General features: G+C 27.5%; 14 protein-coding genes and 1 other annotated feature. Of the genes, 1 reads left to right on the forward strand and 13 read right to left on the reverse strand.

The genetic code is table 11. The features are described from left to right. Window positions 1-186 precede the first annotated feature (186 nt). The 3 genes from AAT22_RS17235 to AAT22_RS17245 form a co-directional block, all read right to left on the reverse strand. Complete coding sequence (locus tag AAT22_RS17235) at window positions 187-1,221, reverse strand: tetratricopeptide repeat protein (protein WP_047002176.1); 1,035 nt, start codon at window positions 1,219-1,221, stop codon at window positions 187-189. Window positions 1,222-1,434: 213 nt separating this feature from the next. Continuing rightward, window positions 1,435-3,162, reverse strand: a complete 1,728-nt coding sequence (locus AAT22_RS17240) for a phospho-sugar mutase (protein WP_047002153.1) — start codon at window positions 3,160-3,162, stop codon at window positions 1,435-1,437. A gap of 121 nt (window positions 3,163-3,283) precedes the next feature. Next, window positions 3,284-3,883, reverse strand: coding sequence for a 50S ribosomal protein L25 (locus AAT22_RS17245; protein WP_047002154.1), 600 nt, complete (start codon window positions 3,881-3,883; stop codon window positions 3,284-3,286). 204 nt (window positions 3,884-4,087) lie between these two features. Between AAT22_RS17245 and AAT22_RS17250 the strand changes: the two genes are divergently transcribed. After that, window positions 4,088-5,551, forward strand: a complete 1,464-nt coding sequence (locus AAT22_RS17250) for an aminotransferase class I/II-fold pyridoxal phosphate-dependent enzyme (RefSeq protein WP_047002155.1) — start codon at window positions 4,088-4,090, stop codon at window positions 5,549-5,551. A 67-nt stretch (window positions 5,552-5,618) separates the two neighbouring features. Here AAT22_RS17250 and AAT22_RS17255 read toward each other — a convergent pair whose 3' ends face one another. The 10 genes from AAT22_RS17255 to AAT22_RS17295 form a co-directional block, all read right to left on the reverse strand. After that, on the reverse strand, window positions 5,619-6,746 hold the full coding sequence (locus AAT22_RS17255) for a M15 family metallopeptidase (protein WP_016206803.1): 1,128 nt from the start codon (window positions 6,744-6,746) through the stop codon (window positions 5,619-5,621). A gap of 183 nt (window positions 6,747-6,929) precedes the next feature. Continuing rightward, on the reverse strand, window positions 6,930-7,976 hold the full coding sequence (locus AAT22_RS18675) for a hypothetical protein (protein ID WP_052954005.1): 1,047 nt from the start codon (window positions 7,974-7,976) through the stop codon (window positions 6,930-6,932). A 2-nt stretch (window positions 7,977-7,978) separates the two neighbouring features. Beyond that, window positions 7,979-8,428, reverse strand: a complete 450-nt coding sequence (locus AAT22_RS17260; RefSeq protein ID WP_016206801.1) for a DUF523 domain-containing protein — start codon at window positions 8,426-8,428, stop codon at window positions 7,979-7,981. Window positions 8,429-8,518: 90 nt separating this feature from the next. Beyond that, complete coding sequence (locus tag AAT22_RS17265) at window positions 8,519-10,876, reverse strand: endonuclease MutS2 (protein WP_016206800.1); 2,358 nt, start codon at window positions 10,874-10,876, stop codon at window positions 8,519-8,521. Window positions 10,877-10,896: 20 nt separating this feature from the next. Next, on the reverse strand, window positions 10,897-11,256 hold the full coding sequence (locus tag AAT22_RS17270; protein WP_016206799.1) for a hypothetical protein: 360 nt from the start codon (window positions 11,254-11,256) through the stop codon (window positions 10,897-10,899). A gap of 10 nt (window positions 11,257-11,266) precedes the next feature. After that, window positions 11,267-13,618 (reverse strand): U32 family peptidase, encoded by a 2,352-nt coding sequence (locus tag AAT22_RS17275; RefSeq protein ID WP_047002156.1) that lies wholly within the window; start codon window positions 13,616-13,618, stop codon window positions 11,267-11,269. A gap of 163 nt (window positions 13,619-13,781) precedes the next feature. After that, a complete protein-coding gene (zapA, locus tag AAT22_RS17280) occupies window positions 13,782-14,639 on the reverse strand; it encodes a cell division protein ZapA (protein WP_047002157.1) in 858 nt (285 codons plus the stop codon). Window positions 14,640-14,806: 167 nt separating this feature from the next. Further along, entirely contained in the window at window positions 14,807-17,185 is a 2,379-nt protein-coding gene (gene pheT, locus AAT22_RS17285; RefSeq protein ID WP_047002158.1) for a phenylalanine--tRNA ligase subunit beta, read from the reverse strand. Window positions 17,186-17,203: 18 nt separating this feature from the next. Continuing rightward, window positions 17,204-18,223 carry a phenylalanine--tRNA ligase subunit alpha gene (pheS, locus tag AAT22_RS17290; RefSeq protein WP_016206795.1) on the reverse strand — a complete coding sequence of 340 codons (1,020 nt, stop codon included), beginning with the start codon at window positions 18,221-18,223 and terminating at the stop codon, window positions 17,204-17,206. 190 nt (window positions 18,224-18,413) lie between these two features. After that, window positions 18,414-18,640: a binding site (T-box leader), on the reverse strand. A gap of 67 nt (window positions 18,641-18,707) precedes the next feature. Beyond that, a complete protein-coding gene (locus AAT22_RS17295) occupies window positions 18,708-19,490 on the reverse strand; it encodes an RNA methyltransferase (protein ID WP_016206794.1) in 783 nt (260 codons plus the stop codon). Between the last annotated feature and the right edge of the window lie 7 nt (window positions 19,491-19,497).

Consider the following 19,497-nt stretch of genomic DNA (forward strand, 5'->3'; position numbering starts at 1 on the left):
AAATTGCGAAGCATTTTTCAGTTCACAGTTCACAAGGCACAGTGCACAGTTGTTTTAATTTTTTCATTCTTTCATTTATAAATTGCTTTGCAATTTATATCATAACCTGTTCCCTGTTACTTTATTCCAAAAACTGTAAACTGTGAACTGTGCGCTGTGAACTGAAAAATGCTTCGCATTTTAAATCTATTTATTTAACATTTTTTCTAAGTCTTTCACTATTTCATCTTCAGAATTTATTTTCTTAGCTATATCTAAATGTAATTTAGCCTCTTCTAAATTATTTAAATTCATATAGCACATAACAATATTTGTACAAATTTCTACTTCCTTCGTGGCCTCAAAGGCTTTTTTAAAGTATTTAATTGCACTTTCAAAATCATTTATACATGCATAGTTTATTCCAAGTTCAACCACTACTTCATATATTCCGCTTTCTCTTTCTAAGCTTTCATTTAAGTAATAAATAGCTTTTTCATAATTTTCAAGCTTTCTATAAGCAACCCCCAAATAATAATATATTAATGGGTTGTCATCAAACTTTTCTAAAAGTTCAATTAGTAACTTTATGGTTTTAATAGGATCATCATTTAAATGTTCTATTGCAACTTCATAATTTGAAATATTAGTAATATCCTCAATTAATATATTCACATCTTCTGTTCTTTTTCCACCATTGTTTAAATATTCATTAATTGCAACTTTTGCTCCTTTAAAATCTTTATCATCCTTTAATATTAATGCTTTATAAAGATAAGTTTCTGGAATCTTTAATATATTTTTTTCACAATACTCTATGTCTTGTAATAATATCTCTTTAAATGCACTATCTTTCTCTCTTAAGCTCTCACCTACTAATAAAAGTTTTCTCATAATATCAATATCTTTTGAGTATCTATAGAATCCCTTTAAAAGTAAATAAGCATCTATTAACTTATCATCATTTATCTTCTTAGAAATTATACTTTTTATACAATTTTCTGTATCCTTAATATAAGTTAATATTAATTCATAATCCTCATTAAATCTTAGATTTTCATCTGCTCCTATAGCAAAAAACATTCCTTCTATAAAATAATATATAGGCAAATTTTTAATTTTAACTTCATTATTAACATTTGATGTTATGTATTCTGGGGAAATAGGTAAATATAAATCTTTATTTTTAAAATCTACATAGCTAGGAATATTTATACTTTCCTTAAATCCCTTTTTGTCCATTTCTAAAAACAATAATTTACCTAATTTTTCTTTAAATTCTGCATTATAATCCAATACATATACCTCCTTAAAAATAGCTTTATTATAAATAATACTACATATTTCAATAGCTTTAAAGTTTTATATTTTTAGATATTAAATAAAGGTAAGCTATTTAATATAATAACTTACCTCATTTATCTTAACTGATTATTTTTTTATAATTTAATCTCTTTAGTTTAATTTAGTATTAATTAAATTTACTACTTCATTTTTAAACTTTTCTAATTGTTCTTCTGAATCTTTTAAACTACTTCCTTCTACTGCAACATAAGCTTTCATTTTTGGCTCTGTTCCTGAAGGTCTTACTACAAACCACGCACCATTTTCTAAAACAAACTTTAAAACATTTGATTTTGGAAGATTAATTTCCTTTTTACTTCCAGTAGCCATATCTTCTTCAACACTTAGCTTATAGTCATATTTAGTAATTATCTTAACTCCATTAACTTCAACAAGCTTTTCATTTCTTAAAGAATCAATACAATTAGATATTTTTTCGCTTCCTTCTTTTCCTTTTAACTCGAAAGATACTAGAGTTTCCTTAAAGTATCCATACTTTTCATATAATTCTACTAAACCATCAAAAAGGCTCTTACCTTTTTCTTTATAGAATAAAGTCATTTCTGCTATTAACATAGCTGCTATTACAGCATCCTTATCTCTAACAAAATCTCCTGCTAAATATCCATAACTTTCTTCGAAACCAAAAAGATAAGTTTTATTTTTATTAACTTCAAATCCTTGTATTTTTTCACCAATATATTTAAATCCAGTTAGAACCTCTATTAATTCAACATTATATGCTTCAGCAATTTTCTTAGTTCCATCTGTAGTTACTATTGTTTTAATTATAACTCCATCTTCTGATAACTTTCCTTCTTCTTTTAAAGCATCTAAAATATATTGAGTTAATAATAATCCTGTTTGATTTCCTGTTAATACCCTATATTCACCTTCACTATCTTTTACAACAACTCCAATTCTATCAGCATCTGGATCTGTTGCAAAAATAACATCTGGATTTTCTGTTTTAGCCATTTCTAATGCTAACTTAAATACTGCTGGTTCTTCTGGATTTGGATATGATGCAGTTGGAAAGTTTCCATCTGGCATTTCTTGTTCCTTAACTACGCATACGCCTGTATATCCAAGTTCCTTAAGAACTCTTCTTACTGGCATATTTCCAGATCCATGTATTGGTGTATATATAACTTTTAAATCATTTGCCTTTTCTTTTACTAGTTCTTTTCTAATAGTTAAACTCTTTACAGAATCAATATAAGCTTTATCTAGTTCTTCACCTGTATATACCAATAATTCTTTTTCTAAAGCTTCTTCTTCTTTCATAGTATTTATTTCATCAAAATTACCTATTTTGTTAACTTCATTTATTATTATATTTGCCTTTTCATCAGTAACTTGACCACCAAATTCATCATATACTTTATAACCATTATACTCTTTTGGATTATGTGAAGCTGTAACAACAATTCCTCCAGTACAATTTAAGTATCTTACTGCAAAAGAAAGCATTGGAGTTGGCCTTAAATCTTCATATAAATATACTTTGATATTGTTTGCACAAAGAGTTAAAGCTGCAGCTTTTGAAAACTCTTTTGACATATTTCTTGAATCATATGCTATTGCCACTGATGGATTTTCAAAACTTTTATTTAAATAATTTGCAAAACCTTGAGTAGCTTTAGATACAGTATATATATTCATTCTGTTACTTCCAGCACCAATTATCCCTCTAAGTCCACCTGTACCAAATTCAAGATCTTTATAAAATCTATCTTCAATTTCATTTTCATCCTTTATTGATCTTAATTCATCTTTCATCTTTTCATCAACTATCTTTGACTCTAACCAATCATTATATTTTTCTCTATATAACATGCTACCCCTCCTAAAACTAATAATCAGGTAATATTATACACTAAAGATTTTGATTATGGAATAAAAAAATATAAAGAGATAAAACATTGTATCTCTTTACATTTTTCGAGGTATTTTTTGTTTATTTATGACTATTTTCTTCTTCTATTTCTTCCATATCATCGCTTACAGTTTTTCTTTCATAAGTTACTGAAGCTATTACAGTCTCTAAATCATCAATTATTGAAAGCTCAGAAGCAACTTCCAAATCACCGACCCTATAAACATATCCGTTATTACTATCATTAATATTTATATCTATATGCTTTGGTAATGTATCAGCTGTACATTCAACTTTTATACTTCCTCTTTCTTTTTGTAATACCATTCCCCTTTTATTTAAATTATTTTCTCCTACATAGTGAATAGGAACAGAGGATATAATTTTTTGATTTTGTTCTAATTCTTCTAAGTCTAGATGAATTATTTTATGTGATACAGGATCTCTTTGAAGATCTTTTATTAATGCCTTATGACTACTACTGCCATCTAGTTCAAAATTTAAAACTCCATGTTCACCAGTTTTAGAAATTTCTCTACAAAGATCTAATTCTCCTACTTCAAACATGAAGTCCTTAGAATTTTTTCCATATAATATTCCTGGCACCCTCCCTGTTCTTCTTAACTTCTTAGCATTGTTTGGTATATTTGCTTCTCTCTTATTTAAGTTTAAGCTATTCAAGATAATTCCTCCTAATTAACAAGATTCTCTTTAAATATTCTTGTCACAAATGCTATTTTTTATTCAAATTTCACTTAATTACATATTTCTTTTAATATTGCTTAGTATTTTATTGCATAGTTGAAGCTAATAAAATATAATATTAATGTTTGTATAAAACTTATTGATTAATCAATAATATTTATAAGAGAGAAGGTGTTCTAATTGTATAAATTAAATCAAGCTGAAACTCCTCTTTTTGATGCTCTTAAAGAATATGTAAATAGAGATACTCTTCCATTTCATGTTCCTGGACACAAAAAAGGAGTAGGTATAGACAAAGAATTTAAGGATTTTATAGGTGAAAATCCATTTAAAATAGATGTTACGGTCTTTAAATTAGTTGATAGTTTACATCATCCAACAGGACCTATAAAAAAAGCTCAGGAATTAGTAGCTGATGCTTATAATTCACATTCGTCATTTTTTTCTATTCATGGTACATCAGGTGCTATACAAGCTATGATACTTTCTGTAGTTAATGATGGAGATAAAATAATAATTCCTAGAAATGTACATAAATCAGTAACTTCTGGTATTATTCTAAGTGGTGCTATTCCTATTTTTATGGAGCCTGAAATTGATAAAAAACTCGGAATTGCTCACGGGGTAACTCCTGAGACAGTTGAAAAAACTCTTAAAGAAAATAAAGATGCTAAAGCTGTATTAATTATAAATCCTACTTATTATGGTGTAGCAACAGATATAAAGAAAATTGCTGATATAGTTCATAGCTATGGCATACCTTTAATAGTGGATGAAGCTCATGGACCTCATTTAGCTTTTTCAGAAAAGTTACCTATGTCTGCTTTAGAAGCAGGCGCTGACATATGTGCTCAAAGTACCCATAAAATAATTGGATCTTTAACTCAAGGATCTTTATTGCATGTTAAAAGTAAATATGTTAATCCTACAAGAGTTCAACAAATTTTAAATTTAATGCAAACAACCTCCCCTTCTTACATATTGATGGCTTCTTTAGATTGTGCTAGAAGACAAATTGCATTAGAAGGAAGGAGTTTACTTGAAAAAGCTATAGAACTTTGCAAATATACTAGGGATGAAATAAATAAAATTCCTGGATTCTATTGTTTTGGGGAAGAAGTTCTTGGAAAACCTGGTTCTTATTCTTTTGATTCTACAAAACTTACTATATCTTCAAGAGAACTTGGAATTACCGGCTTTGAACTTGATATGATTTTAGCAGATAAGTATCATATACAAATGGAATTATCCGATTTTTATAATGTACTTGCAGTTGGTTCTTTTGGAGATACCAAAGAAGGCATGGATAGATTATTATCTGCCCTTAAAGAAATATCAAATGATTACTATGGTAAAAGAGAACCTATTCAAGACTTTTTAGATATTCCTACAATACCTAGAAAAATTCTTAACCCAAGAGAAGCTTTTTATAGTAATAAAACTTCAATTTCTTTAAAAGATAGTATAGGAAAAATTTCAGGTGAGTTTTTACTTGCATATCCACCAGGAATTCCAGTACTTTGTCCAGGTGAGGAAATAACACAAGAAATTGTTGATTATGTTCATGACTTAAAGAGGGCTAATCTTTATGTTCAAGGGACGGAAGATTTAACTGTTGAAAATATTAAAATAGTTACAAAATAAGCTTTAAAATTATATTATTAATATAAATATAAAACTTATATTATAAGGGGATGTCTACGACATCCCCTTATAATCCTAAATATTCTTCTAATGTTAAATCACTATCTTTAAAATTTATACTATGATCTACTCCAATATATCTAAAATGCCAAGATTCATGCATGTATCCCGTCTTCCATTCTTTGCCTTCTGGATATCTTAGAATAAATCCATATTTATAACTATTACTTTTTAACCATTTTGCTTCATCAGTATATTTAAAATCTTCTTCTGCCCAAAGATATCTATCTAAACCTCCAATATCAAAAGCCAGTCCTGTCTGATGTTCGCTAAAACCCGCTTTTGCAGAAAATGTATCTGTAGGATCTTGTCCGTAATTTGAAACATAGTTCCAATATAATATATTTTGACTCCAATAGCTTCTATAAGTCGAAAAAGCATTAAGGTATATTCCTTCTTTTGCTGCATCTGCTTTCATATTTTCAAAAGCTTGTCTCGCTTCAGCACTTTCGCCAGGTAAAAAACTATCAGGTAATCCAAATTCTTTATTTACAATCAATATTCCATTTATATATTTTGGTTCTCTTAAACTAGAATCTTCATTTGATTTTTGTTCATAAGTTTCTTTTATTTTTCTTTCGCTAGCAACTTTTTTTGTTTCACTTATATAATTACTTAATAAATTTAAAGTTTCCTTTGCTTGTTTATATTTTTCTTTGCTAAATAATTGATTGTATTCATTTGTGTATTCATTAACCTTATTCATTTCTTCTTCAGTAAAATTATTAATATTGTCACTATTTACATCATTGAATATATTTTCAAGTTCTATTTGATTAGCTGCACTTAAATCACTTATAACTGATTTTAATGTAGAAATTAAACTTTCAACTTCTTCGCTAACTCCATTTGACAGTTTTTCATCTATTACATCAATAGATTCACTTATTTCTTGTAGTTTATCATCTGATGCATATAAATTACTGAAATTCTCCTTAATTTTCTTATAGTCTTCTATAAAACTCATTTTATTATTAAAACGTTCACTTGCCTTTGCTTCTATTTGCAATAAATTAATATGCTTTAATTTAATAGGGGTATAAACAACTCCACCTATAACTATTCCAAAAATAATTAATGCTATAATTCTTCTTTTTAACATTTGTTTTTTTCTTTTCGATTTACTTTTTGTCAAAGCTTATCCCTCCATTACTATTTAGCATTATAACAAAAATTATTTATAGTTAAAATATATTTTTATTATAAAATCTAGATAATATTTCATTAGTTTTAAATTTAATTATATATTTAATAATTAATAACAAAAATATAAACTTATTGATATTTTATAAATATATCAATCTACTTAATTTATATATTATAGCTTTAATAATGATTTTATTTTATTTCTTAAATTTTTATCTAATGAATATTCACTTAAATAATAAAGTTTGCTGTTTATATCATCATCTTTTTGATTTAAAGTATAATATGTTATAGCCGCATCTACTCTTAGATAGTCATCAACTTTATCCATTCGTACACTTTTAGGATCATTTTCTTCAATAGCTGTTATTTCTTCTAAGTTAAGAGTATTTTTACCCATAGCTAGTGATTTTAAAAAGTTTAAATGCCCATTTGTAAACCTTTCTGCAGCATTTATTAAATGTTTTAAAGTTTTATAAGCATTTTCTATTTCTCCACTTTTTATAAAACTTTTATAAAAATGTTGGATAAGGCCAATTACTTGATTATTTTCTTTAATTTGAGACATAAAACCTAAAATTATAATCTTGTTTTCATCGTTAAAAGCAATCAAATTATTCATTATTGAATTTACTATTTCATCAGTCTTAGTATTTTCACTTGCTAACTTGCATAACAAATTTGTAGCCTTAAGATTCAAATTAGAATTTCTTTGAGATATTCTTTGTAATACAGCTACAGCATCTTCCTTAAAGCTATAAATTATCATTAGAACAGAGTTTTCAACAATTATAGTCCATTCCCCAATATCATCATATTTGTCTATGAATCTACTTGGTCTGTGTATTCTACCATTTAAATAGTTTGGCAACTCATTTAAATATTCTTTACCAATATTATTAGCGGCTTCTCTTGCTGCTATTTTTACCTTATCGAAATCATCATATACTTCAATTACTTTTAAAATTTCATTTAAAAGTAATTCTTCAATTTCTTCTTTTGTTAGTTTAACTTCTTCTTTTATATTTATATCCTCTTTATCTTCATATGCTTCTACTTCTTTTTTTTCATAAACTTCTTCATTAGATTCATCATTAACTCTATTATCAACTTTTTTTAAACTTTCTAATTTTTCTTCAAATTCATATTCATAATATTCATCATACTCATCTTCATTAGATTTTCTTTTAATTTTTTTTAAAATATCAAATATTCCCATAGTTATTCTCCTTCCAAGTCAATATCACTTATAACATCTATTCCATATTTATCTAAAATAGTAGCCGTCAAACCTTTTCCCTGTGTTTTTGTCCCATTAAAATTACCATCATAAACATAATTTACTCCACATGATGGACTTCCATCCTTTAATATCGCTTTATTTATATTACTTAATTTAGCTATATGTAAAGTTTCATATGCACCCTTTAAAAATTCCTTAGTAACATCTATATTTTCTTTAGTTATAATTTTATCATTACCATTTAAAATTCCTTCTGAACTACCTTGTATTTCTGCAGGAGTTCGTGGTGTAGGGAGTCCCCCTAGTTGTTCAGGGCATACTAATACAGCTTTACCTTCTTTTAAAAGATCTAAACATTTATGATTTAAGTTATTTCCTCCACTATATTTACAATTAACTCCACATAAACAACTACTTATAATATACATAGCACACCTCTTTTCTTATATAATTATAACATAAAAAAAGACTCTAAAACATGAGTCTCTTTTTATCTTAATAGTATTTTAATTATTATTTTATTTAAGAATTGCTATTGTAACTCCATCTCCACCTTCACCATACTCACCTAGTCTATAACTCTTAACATGTGGATGTCTTTTTAGCATATCATTTATAGCTTTTCTTAAAATTCCCGTTCCTTTTCCATGAACTATTGTTACTTCTCCTAAATTAGCCATATAAGCTTCATCTAAATATTTATCTGCTTTGTAGCAAGCTTCTTCTGCATCCATCCCTCTTAAGTCAACTCTGCTATCTATTGATTTCAAGTTTAGCTTAAGTTCTCTTTTTTTCTTTTCTTTTTTTACTGGTTTATCATTAACTTTTCTCAAATCCTTTAATTTAACATTTATTTTCATTATACCTGCTTCTACTTGAACTTCTCCTTTTGAATCAGGCATTGAAATTATTATTACATTTTGATTTAACGAAGGAAGATATGCATCCATTCCCAAAATTACCTTTTCAATGGCTTCTCCTGTATTTTCTCTTGTTTTATATAATGAATTTTCCTTTTTTTCTAAGCTATCTTTAAGTTTTTTTCTTTCTTCTTCTAGTCTAGCCCTACCACCTTGAGCAATTCCAAGCTTTTCGAGTTCTCTCATCGCCTTTAATATTTCATCTGCCTCGTCTTTTGCTTTAGCTATAATATCTTTTGCCTCTCTTCTAGCATCATTATAAGCTTTATCTCTAACTTCTTCTAACTTTTTAAGCTTATCATCATACTTCTTTTTAAAGTCTTCTGCTTCTAATTTTATTCTTTTAGCTTCTCTAGCATCTCTATTGGCTAAAATGCTTTTTTCTTGAAGATCTCTTATTAAATCTTCAAATTGAAGGTTTTCTGAAGAAATGTTACTTTTAGCCTTATTTATTACTTCATCTTGAAGCCCTAGCCTTTTTGAGATTTCAAATGCATTTGATTTTCCCGGAATACCTATTAAAAGCCTATACGTAGGCCTTAATGTTTCAACATCAAATTCAACAGATGCATTCTCAATACCAGGTGTCCTTAATGCATATCCTTTTAATTCACTATAATGTGTTGTAGCAATTAATCTTGCTTCTTTTTCTCTTAATGTGTCTATTATAGCTATTGCTAATGCTGCACCCTCAACCGGATCAGTACCTGAACCTAATTCATCAAATAAAACTAGTGAGTTCTTATCTGCTTCCTTCATTATTTTTACTATATTAGTCATATGAGATGAAAAAGTGGATAAAGATTGCTCTATACTTTGCTCATCACCTATATCAGCAAATATCTTTGTGAAAAAGCTTATAGTTGAAGCATCTTTTGCTGGTATTAAAAGTCCACTAAGCCCCATTAAATGTAATAATCCTACAGTTTTTAATGTTACTGTCTTACCTCCAGTATTAGGACCAGTAATCATTAATGTATTAAACTCATTTCCTAAATAAATATCAGAAGGGACAACTATTTTAGGATCAATTAAAGGATGTCTTCCATGAATTATATCAAAACTTCTATCTTCATTAACATCTGGACAAACAGCATTTAAACTAGAAGCATATTTTCCTTTTGCAAATATAAAATCTAGCTCTGTAAGAATTTTATAATTAGATTCCACAGTTTCAATATTTTCATAAACCCTATTAGATAAATCCATTAATATTCTTTCGATCTCTGCTTTTTCTTTAAGCTTAAGTTCCTTTATTTCATTATTTAAATTAACAAGACTCATAGGTTCTATAAATAATGTTGCTCCAGTTGAGCTTTGATCATGTACAAGTCCTGGAACTGCTCCCTTATATTCAGCCTTTACGGGTAAAACATATCTATCTCCCCTCATTGTATATAAGGCATCTTGAAGGTACTTTGCATTGGATCTTACAATTGAATTTATTTTATCTCTTACAGAAGAATTTTTTTCCTTTAAATTTCTTCTTATTCCATTTAATGTACTACTTGCTCTGTCACTTATTTCCTCTTCAGAAATTATAGAAATTTCTATAATTTCTTCAAGACTTTTAATAGGAGTTAATATATATGCTAAATCTTCTAGAATTATATGAGGAACTTCATCTTCTCTTCTAGAGATATATTCCTTAAATCTTCTTGAACATTTTAACATACCGCCAATTCTTAGCAATTGTCCGGCTGATAATACTCCTCCTTTTTTAGCTCTTTCTATTCCCTCTCTAACATCAAATAATCCTTCAAAAGGAGGATTTCCTTTTGTTATTAATAAATCTAATGCTTCGTTACTTTCCTTAAGTTTATTTTTAACTTCAAATACAGTGTCGTAAGGTCTAAGATTATTTATAATTTCTTTTCCACCATATGTTACTGCATATTCTTTTAGTTTTTCTTTTATCTTATTAAATTCTAACACTCTAAGAGTTCTTTCTTCCATAATATCTCCTCTTCATTACCCTAACTTTTAATTTTGTTTAATAAATTAGATATTTCTCTATTAAAATTATTATAGTTATACGTAACTAATACTACTGAAATCAACACATATAAATAATTTATAAGTGAAAATGTATTAATTGCAATCTTATTATCATTTTCTTTAATTAATATAGCTAATAAAAATAATGTTACTCCTATTGCAATCATTATAATTTGTTTTTTCCAAAAATCTTTTATTAACTTAATACCTTCTCTTCTATATTCAATAATAGCATTTACTATTTTAGCATTATTTGCAAACTTTCTACTTCTTAATATAGCTAGTAAATTTAATAATATTACTCCTAAAAGTAAATACCTATGTAATATAATGCTCATGTTTTCTCTCCTACTCTATCCCTCTTCTATAATGACCTTTTGTATAAGTATTAGTATTAACTTTTTCCTCTCCTCTTATCATTCTTAATACTTTTTTTACCTCATTTGAATTTTCATCTCTAAATTCAACTCTAAAGGAATTTATTCCAAGATTTTTTAAATCATCTTTTTCTTCAATAAGATTCAATGGATAAGGATTTAAAATATAGCTTCTGCAGAAAATATCAGTCATTACTCTAAATTTTTCATTCATTCTATCTATTAGTGTAAACTCATCTCTTGTACATGCTAAATTACAATCCTTACACGATGATTTTTCACCAAAAGTACTTCCAATAGGACAATATTCACTTATCATAAGCTCAGTTTTGCCATATATTATTCCTTGTACATTCCCCCTATTTCCTTTTAGCATATTTTTAATTTCTTTCCTATTAAGCTCTAAACTTAGTGTAGGAATATCAATTTCATTTTGATAAAACTTTAAAGCTTCTGAATTTATTATATTAAGTTTATAATCACCTATTATCATCATTTCATCTTGATAATTACGAATTATCCCAACATTAACAGTCACTATCCCTTTAATATATTCTTTTACCTTTTCTATTATATTTATTACATTATTAAATTCACTCTTAATTATATTTGGAACCTTTAAATATATATTAAGTTGCTTATTTTGAGATACTTCTATTAAATCTTTAACATTAATAGCATCTTTATCCCTATTAAACACATCAACTATTATATCCTTAACACCTTCTTCTATTAAAGTATCAAGCTGTTCTCTTGTAATACATTGATATATTATATCTAAACTTATATCATTGCTCTTAATATTATCAATTTTATCTAATTTTTTAGGTCTCTTTCTTCTAAAAGATTTTGTAATAGATTTTTGAACTCCTTCTAAAGCATCTCTTCTCAGGTTATTCAAATCACTAACTCTTATAAATCCATCCTCAAAAGCTTCAAAATTAATTTCATCTATTTTGAAAGCGCTCTCTCCAGATTTACATAGTGAATCTATAACTCTATCTTTTTCTAAAGGTCTTTTTTCTGCCTTTTCAACAATTTCGCCTAAAAATTCATAATTCTTATCATTATATTCTATGCTTATTCTTAATGGTTCTGCAACTTTAAAAGTAACATTTGCTTTTAAGGAAATTTTTCTATTATATGGTTTTATAGAATCCTCTAAAGAATCAAACAGTTTTCTATCTAATGATTTAAATATCTTATCCCCTACCTTATAAGCAATTGGAAATATTTTAACTCTTTCTCCTCTTTTTGCTTCTTTTACTTCTTTTCCATTAGTTATAATTTTATTTATTGAATATCCACTTTCCATAAACCTAAATCCATCACCTAAAGCAATATCTTCTTTTAAAACTATTTCTCCATTTTTCTCTATTTTTCCTAGAGGTACTCCCGTATTTCTTGGATGTTTAAAACTCATCATATCCATTCCAACATTTTTATGTAAATAAGCCTTAGAGAATCCACCCCTATTAAATAGCTGTAATAATTCTCTTTTTCCTTTGCTAACATTATATTCTGTATTGTATAATTCCTTTTCTACTGCATTTTTATAATTTTCTACTACTCCTGCAACATATTCTGGTCTTTTCATTCTTCCTTCTATTTTCAGTGAATATGTTCCTGAATCTATAATATCTTTCATGTCTTCTATTGTGCATGTATCCTTAGGACTTAAAAGATAAGCCTTTCTTTCTCCAGATGTATTTCCCTTTAATGTATATCCCATTCTGCAAGGCTGAGCGCATCTACCTCTATTTCCACTTCTACCACCTATCATGGAACTCATAAGGCATTGACCTGAGTATGAAATACATAATGCACCATGAACAAATATTTCTGTTTCTATTCCTAAATCTTTAGAAATATATTTAACTTCATCTACAGATAGTTCCCTAGATAAAACTATTCTATGAAAACCTCTTTCTTTAAAAAATAGTGCACCTTCTCCATTATGTATAGTCATTTGTGTAGATGCATGTATTTCAAAATCGGGATAATCTTCTTTTATTCTTTTAAATAATCCTAAATCTTGCAGTATTATTGCATCTACTCCTATTTCATATAAAAAACCTACATATCTAACTGCTTCTTCAATTTCATTTTCTTTTAATATAGTATTTAATGTTACGTAAACCTTAGCTCCATAGCTATGTACATAATCAACAGCTTTTATCATATTATCATTATCAAAATTAGATGCATATGCTCTAGCTGAAAACTTATTTCCACCTAAATAAACCGCATCTGCTCCCTTATTCATTGCCGCTACAAGACTTTCCATGCTCCCAGCTGGAGCTAAAATTTCTACTTTATTCATAAATACTTCTCCTAAACTTTAGTTTATTATGCTTTTATCTTCACTAATTATATATATCACAATTTATAATTTTTTTCTATTGCTAGAAATTAAGTTGTTTTATTTAATATAAAAACAGCTTAATTAACAAAATCAAGCTGCCTTTATAGAAATAATATACTGACTAAACATCTTTTAGTAAAGCATTTCTATGTCTTTTTTCTATTGCTAGCTTTACTTGTGTATCAATTAATTTCTTTTCTAAATCTAATACCTTATATTTTGAATTTTGTAATTGGAATTTTATTTCTTTGTTTCTTTGCTTTAATGATTCCTTTTCTGCCTTTGTCTTTTTAAAATCCTCTTCTATTATCTTACATTCCTCATTAAGTTTAATGAATTTTTCTTTGTACCCCATTTCATTATTTTTCAACAAGTAATTACTTTCTTTTAAATTTTCTAATTCTTTATAATAATTTTCTAATTCTTCTCTTAGTATTGAATTTTCATTTCTTAAAGAATTTATTTCTGACTCTAATGATAATTGCTCATTAATTTTTATTTCCTTAGAAGATATTTCTGTTTCTAAACTTAATATCTTTTCTTTTAAAAGTTTATTTTCCTTCTCTTCTTTTTCAAGAAGCTTAACTTTATTTTTTAATTCTTCATCCTCTAAAATCCTTTTGTTCAATTCATTTATTAATTTGTTTAATTTGTCTATCTCTTTATTACTATTAAACTCAAGGATTTCTGCTTCTTCTTTAATTTCTTTTATTCTTTCTTTTAATGTTATGTTTCTTTCTTCTAGAGAAGTATTTTTTTTCATTAATTCTTCTATTTCTATATCTGCTTTAAATAATTCATCTGCTATATTTAATGAAACAAGTGTAGCTGATGCTGTAGAACTCAACTTCCTATTATTTGCCATAATATCTCTAACTTTTCCATCTACATATTTTACAACTTGTAATAAATACTCTTCATTTTCTCTTCCTTTTAGATTATATTCAATCCCATTTATCTTAATAGTTATAGTATTCATAACACACCTCATTAACATAATAATTATAACTAATATAATTCTAACATAAATATTCCAAAGAATGTATATATAATTATAATATAGTTATAATCTAATTATAAATAAAATAATAAAAGATACTTTAGACTAATAATATTAACTCTAAAGTATCTTTTATTTACTATCTATTATCTTAAAGTTGCACCTAATTTATATTCAAGGCTTCTTAATATCTTATCGTGAACTTTATTGACATCATTATCAGTAAGTGTCTTTTTTTCATCTCTATATGCAATTGCATAAGCTATACTTTTTTTACCCTCTGGTATTTGAGCACCTTTATAAATATCAAATAATTTTACTTTTTCAACTAAGTTTCCACCAGCTTTTTTAATAGTGTCTTCAATTTCTTGTACTAACACTTCATCATTTACCAATAGAGCTATATCTCTTGTAACTGCTGGGAACTTTGGAAGTGGCTTATACTTCTTAGTTGTTTCAGCACCATTAAATAATAAATCTAAATCTAACTCAGCTAAATAGCAATTAACATCAACGCCATAGTTTTCCGAAACATCAGGGTGAACTTCACCTAATACCCCTACTCTTGATTTGCCAATCATTAAAGCAGCAGTTTTACCTGGGTGATAGCTAGGATTTTCAGCTTCACGAGCAAATGTTACTTTATTTAAACCTAAAGATTCAACAATATTTTCTACAACTCCCTTTAAATCTAAATAATCGCAATCTCCATACATACCAATTGTTAAAATATTCTTTTCAGTTGGAAGAACAGTTTCATCTTCGTTTGGTATATATATCTTACCAACCTCAAATAATCTGGCATATTCATTATTTCTTGAATAATTTCTTCCTAAAGATTCCATCATTGAATGAATAGTAGTTGTTCTCATTACAGAATAATCTTCGCCAAGTGGATTTTTAATCTTTACAACATTTCTTAAATCACTATTTTCTGGTAAATTGATTTTATCAAAAACTTTAGGTGATACAAAAGAATAGCTGATGGATTGATTTAATCCACTTCCTATCATAGTATCTATAACTTCTTCAGTTAATATTTCATTTTTATATTTAGGCTCTCTTTCAGTAGATACCTTAAATATTGTTGTTGGAATTTTATCATATCCATATATTCTTGCAACTTCTTCAGCTATATCTTCTTTAATTGCTATATCTATTCTAAATGTTGGTATCTTTATAACCAAATCATCATTTGCAATTTCAGTCTTTAAATCTAAAGAATCAAGATATCTTTTCATATCTTCTTTTGATATCTCTGTTCCTAAGAATTTATTTATCCAATTAGAATCTACTGTAATACTTCCCTCTTCTTTCTTTTGAGTGTATACATCAATAGTTCCTTCCATTACTTCACCACATCCAAGTTCACAAATTAAAGCACAAGCTCTATCTATTGCAAGACTTGCAAGGTTTGGATCTATGTCTTTTTCAAATCTTGATGAACTTTCAGTTCTTAAATTAAGCTTTTTAGAGTTAACTCTTATATTAGTTCCATCAAAGTTTGCACATTCAAATATAACTTCATTTGTATCTTCTTTAATTTCTGAATTTAATCCACCCATTATTCCTGCTAAAGCTATAGTTTTATCTCCATCTTTTATGCATAAGAAACTAGAATCTAACTTTCTTTCAGTTTCATCTAAAGTAATGAAAGTTTCTGCATCTTTAGCTCTTTCTACAACTATTTTCCCGCTTTTAATTTCTCTTGCATCAAAAGCATGCATTGGTTCTCCAAGTTCTAGCATTACAAAGTTAGTTATATCAACTATGCAATTTATAGGTCTAACACCAGCTTCTAATAATCTTTCTTGCATCCAACCTGGTGAAGGCATAACCTTAACATTCTTAACGCCTCTTGCCATATATCTTCTACATAAAGAATCTTTAACTTCAACATTTAATTTATTATTAATATTTTCAGAATTCTTTACTTCATAATTAAAACTTGGCATTTTATAAGATGTATTAAGAGTTGCTGCTGTTTCTCTAGCCATACCAACAATACTTAAACAATCTGGTCTATTTGAAGTTATTTCAAAATCTAATATTGATTTATTAAGACCTAAATACTCTTTTATGTCTATCCCTAGTGGTGCATCTTTAGGTAAGATCATTAAACCATGAACTGGTTCATCTCCAGCTATTCCAAGTTCTTCTTCTGAACAGAACATACCATTAGATACTACTCCTCTAAGCTTACCTTTTTTAATTTCTGTTCCATCTGCTAAAATTGATTTATGAAGAGCAACTGGTACTACATCATCTTCTTTCATATTTGTTGCAGCTGTAACAATTTGAATTTTTTCGGCTGCTCCTATATCAACTTGACAAACATTTAATTTATCAGCATCTGGATGTGCAGTTATTTCAACAATTTTTCCAGTAACTACATTTTTAATTGTATCACCTTGAGTAATAACTTCTTCTACTGCTGATCCTGATAATGTTAATCTATCTCCAAGTTCTTTTGCGTCTATATTCACTTCAACATAATCTTTTAACCAATTAAATGGCACTTTCATCTCTTTTACCTCCTATAATTAAAATTGATTTAAAAATCTCATATCACTTTCGTATAATAGCCTAATATCATCTATTCCATACTTAAGCATAACCATTCTATCAACACCAAATCCGAAGGCAAATCCACTGTAAACTTCTGGGTCTATACCACAATTTCTTAATACTTGTGGATGAACCATACCGCAACCTAAAAGCTCTATCCAGCCACTTCCTTTACATACCCTACATCCTTTGCCTTCACATACAAAGCAAGTTGCATCCATTTCTGCTGAAGGTTCTGTAAATGGGAAATGGTGAGGTCTAAACTTAGTTTTAACCTTATCTCCAAACATCTTTTTTGCAAAAAGCTCTAAAGTTCCTTTTAAATCTGCAAATGTAACTCCTTTATCAATTACAAGTCCTTCCATTTGATAAAATATAGGTGAGTGAGTTGCATCAACTGCATCTGATCTATATACCTTACCTGGAGCTATCATTTTTATTGGTGGAGCTTGATTTTCCATAACTCTAATTTGAACTGGTGAAGTTTGTGTTCTTAATACTAGATTATCATTTATATAAAAAGTATCTTGCTCGCTCCTAGCTGGATGATCCTTTGGAATATTTAAAGCTTCAAAATTGTAATGATCTAATTCTACTTCTGGCCCTTCTTCTACTGTAAATCCCATTGATATAAATATATTTTTCATACTTTCTAAAGTTAAATCCAGAGGATGTCTCTTACCAATTAAATTTTTCTTTCCCGGAAGAGATATATCTATAACTTCTGATGCCAATTTAGCATTTTTTTCTTTTTCCTTAATTTCTCTTGATATTTCTTCAATCTTATCTTCAACTTCTTTTTTTACTACATTTACGAGCTTTCCTACTATTGGTCTTTCTTCTTGAGATAATGATCCCATTCCTCTTAATATAGTAGTTAGCTCTCCTTTTTTACCTAAATATTTTACTCTTATTTCTTCTAACTCTGAGCTAGCATTTACATTTGTTAATTCATTAAATGCATTTTCTTTAATAGCAATTAACTTTTCTTGCATATTTGTTCCTCCTTTTTGATTAAAATAAAAAATGGACATATGTAAATTTACTTATTCCATTACTTCGCTCCAAGTCAACGCAAACTTACATATGCCCACTTGAAAACTGAAGGAAGAAAATTATAAAAAGTTATATTAAGAATAAACTTTTTATAATTTCCTAAAGAATAAAAAAACTTCGTCCCCCTATAAAAGGGACGAAGTGCCGCGTTACCACCCTAATTGGTTATAAAATTTATAATTTCACAACCCAACTCAAATTTAAATAACGATTAAAACCGCTAGAAACTACTGTTAATTTCACTTCTAGGACTCCTGAGGGAACTTCAATATAAACTTCTTTAAAATAGCTTCCAGTCTTAGACTATTTCTCCCTGAAAAGACTTTTATATCTACTTTCTCATTCACTGTCTTTTTATATTTAATTTACAATCTATTATACAAATAAACTTAATTAATTTCAATAGAAATTTTCTATTTATTTCTATATTAGATTTTGTCTAACTTTTTCAAATAAAATTATTGATGTTGCAACCGCTACATTTAAAGATTCAGCTCCTCCAGGCATTGGGATCTTAACCTTTTTGTTTGCAAGTTCAAAAAGTTCATTACTTATTCCATTGCCTTCATTACCTACAGCTAACATAATTTTCCCTTTTAAATCTTCTTCAAAAAAGTTTTTAGATTTCTCAAGAGAGGTTGTTACCAATGAAACTCCACTATTTTTAAGCCTTTTAATAATATTAAAATCTTCATCATCATAAAAAATAGGAACGTAAAATATAGAACCCATAGTAGATCTTATTGTTTTATCATTATAAATATCTACTGTTCCCTTTGTTAGTATTATTCCATCAACCCCAGCTGCATGACCAGTTCTTATTATAGTTCCTAAATTACCTGGATCTTGAACTTTATCACATATTAAAAAGAATTGTCCTTCTAAATTAATAATCATTTTTTTATTTTTAACTATTGCTATAACTCCTTGAGGATGTTCTGTAGAAGATATCTGAGAAAATAAAGCGCTTGAAAAAACATATATTTTATCATCACCAATAACTTCTTTTAAACTACTATTATGTAATTTTTCTTCATTTTCTTGAGATAAAATTATATATTCTATTTCCATATTAGCTTTTGTAGCTTCCTCTATTAATCTAAATCCTTCTAAAATAAACTTACCTTCTTTATTCCTAAATCTTTTATCTTTCAGTTTCTTTGTAGCCTTAAAAAAATTATTGTCTTTACTTTCTATATAAATCAAAATTTAC

The sequence above is a fragment of the Clostridium sp. C8 genome, assembly GCF_001010885.1.
In the GTDB taxonomy this organism is placed as follows: domain Bacteria; phylum Bacillota; class Clostridia; order Clostridiales; family Clostridiaceae; genus Clostridium; species Clostridium sartagoforme.

What these genes read in the sequence shown, in the direction of transcription:
- AAT22_RS17235 (WP_047002176.1), bottom strand. Translation starts at nt 1,221, where the DNA reads ATGGACAAAAAGGGATTTAAGGAAAGTATAAATATTCCTAGCTATGTA.
- AAT22_RS17240 (WP_047002153.1), bottom strand. Translation starts at nt 3,162, where the DNA reads ATGTTATATAGAGAAAAATATAATGATTGGTTAGAGTCAAAGATAGTT.
- AAT22_RS18675 (WP_052954005.1), bottom strand. Translation starts at nt 7,976, where the DNA reads ATGGGAATATTTGATATTTTAAAAAAAATTAAAAGAAAATCTAATGAA.
- AAT22_RS17260 (WP_016206801.1), bottom strand. Translation starts at nt 8,428, where the DNA reads ATGTATATTATAAGTAGTTGTTTATGTGGAGTTAATTGTAAATATAGT.
- AAT22_RS17265 (WP_016206800.1), bottom strand. Translation starts at nt 10,876, where the DNA reads ATGGAAGAAAGAACTCTTAGAGTGTTAGAATTTAATAAGATAAAAGAA.
- AAT22_RS17270 (WP_016206799.1), bottom strand. Translation starts at nt 11,256, where the DNA reads ATGAGCATTATATTACATAGGTATTTACTTTTAGGAGTAATATTATTA.
- AAT22_RS17275 (WP_047002156.1), bottom strand. Translation starts at nt 13,618, where the DNA reads ATGAATAAAGTAGAAATTTTAGCTCCAGCTGGGAGCATGGAAAGTCTT.
- zapA (WP_047002157.1), bottom strand. Translation starts at nt 14,639, where the DNA reads ATGAATACTATAACTATTAAGATAAATGGGATTGAATATAATCTAAAA.
- pheT (WP_047002158.1), bottom strand. Translation starts at nt 17,185, where the DNA reads ATGAAAGTGCCATTTAATTGGTTAAAAGATTATGTTGAAGTGAATATA.
- pheS (WP_016206795.1), bottom strand. Translation starts at nt 18,223, where the DNA reads ATGCAAGAAAAGTTAATTGCTATTAAAGAAAATGCATTTAATGAATTA.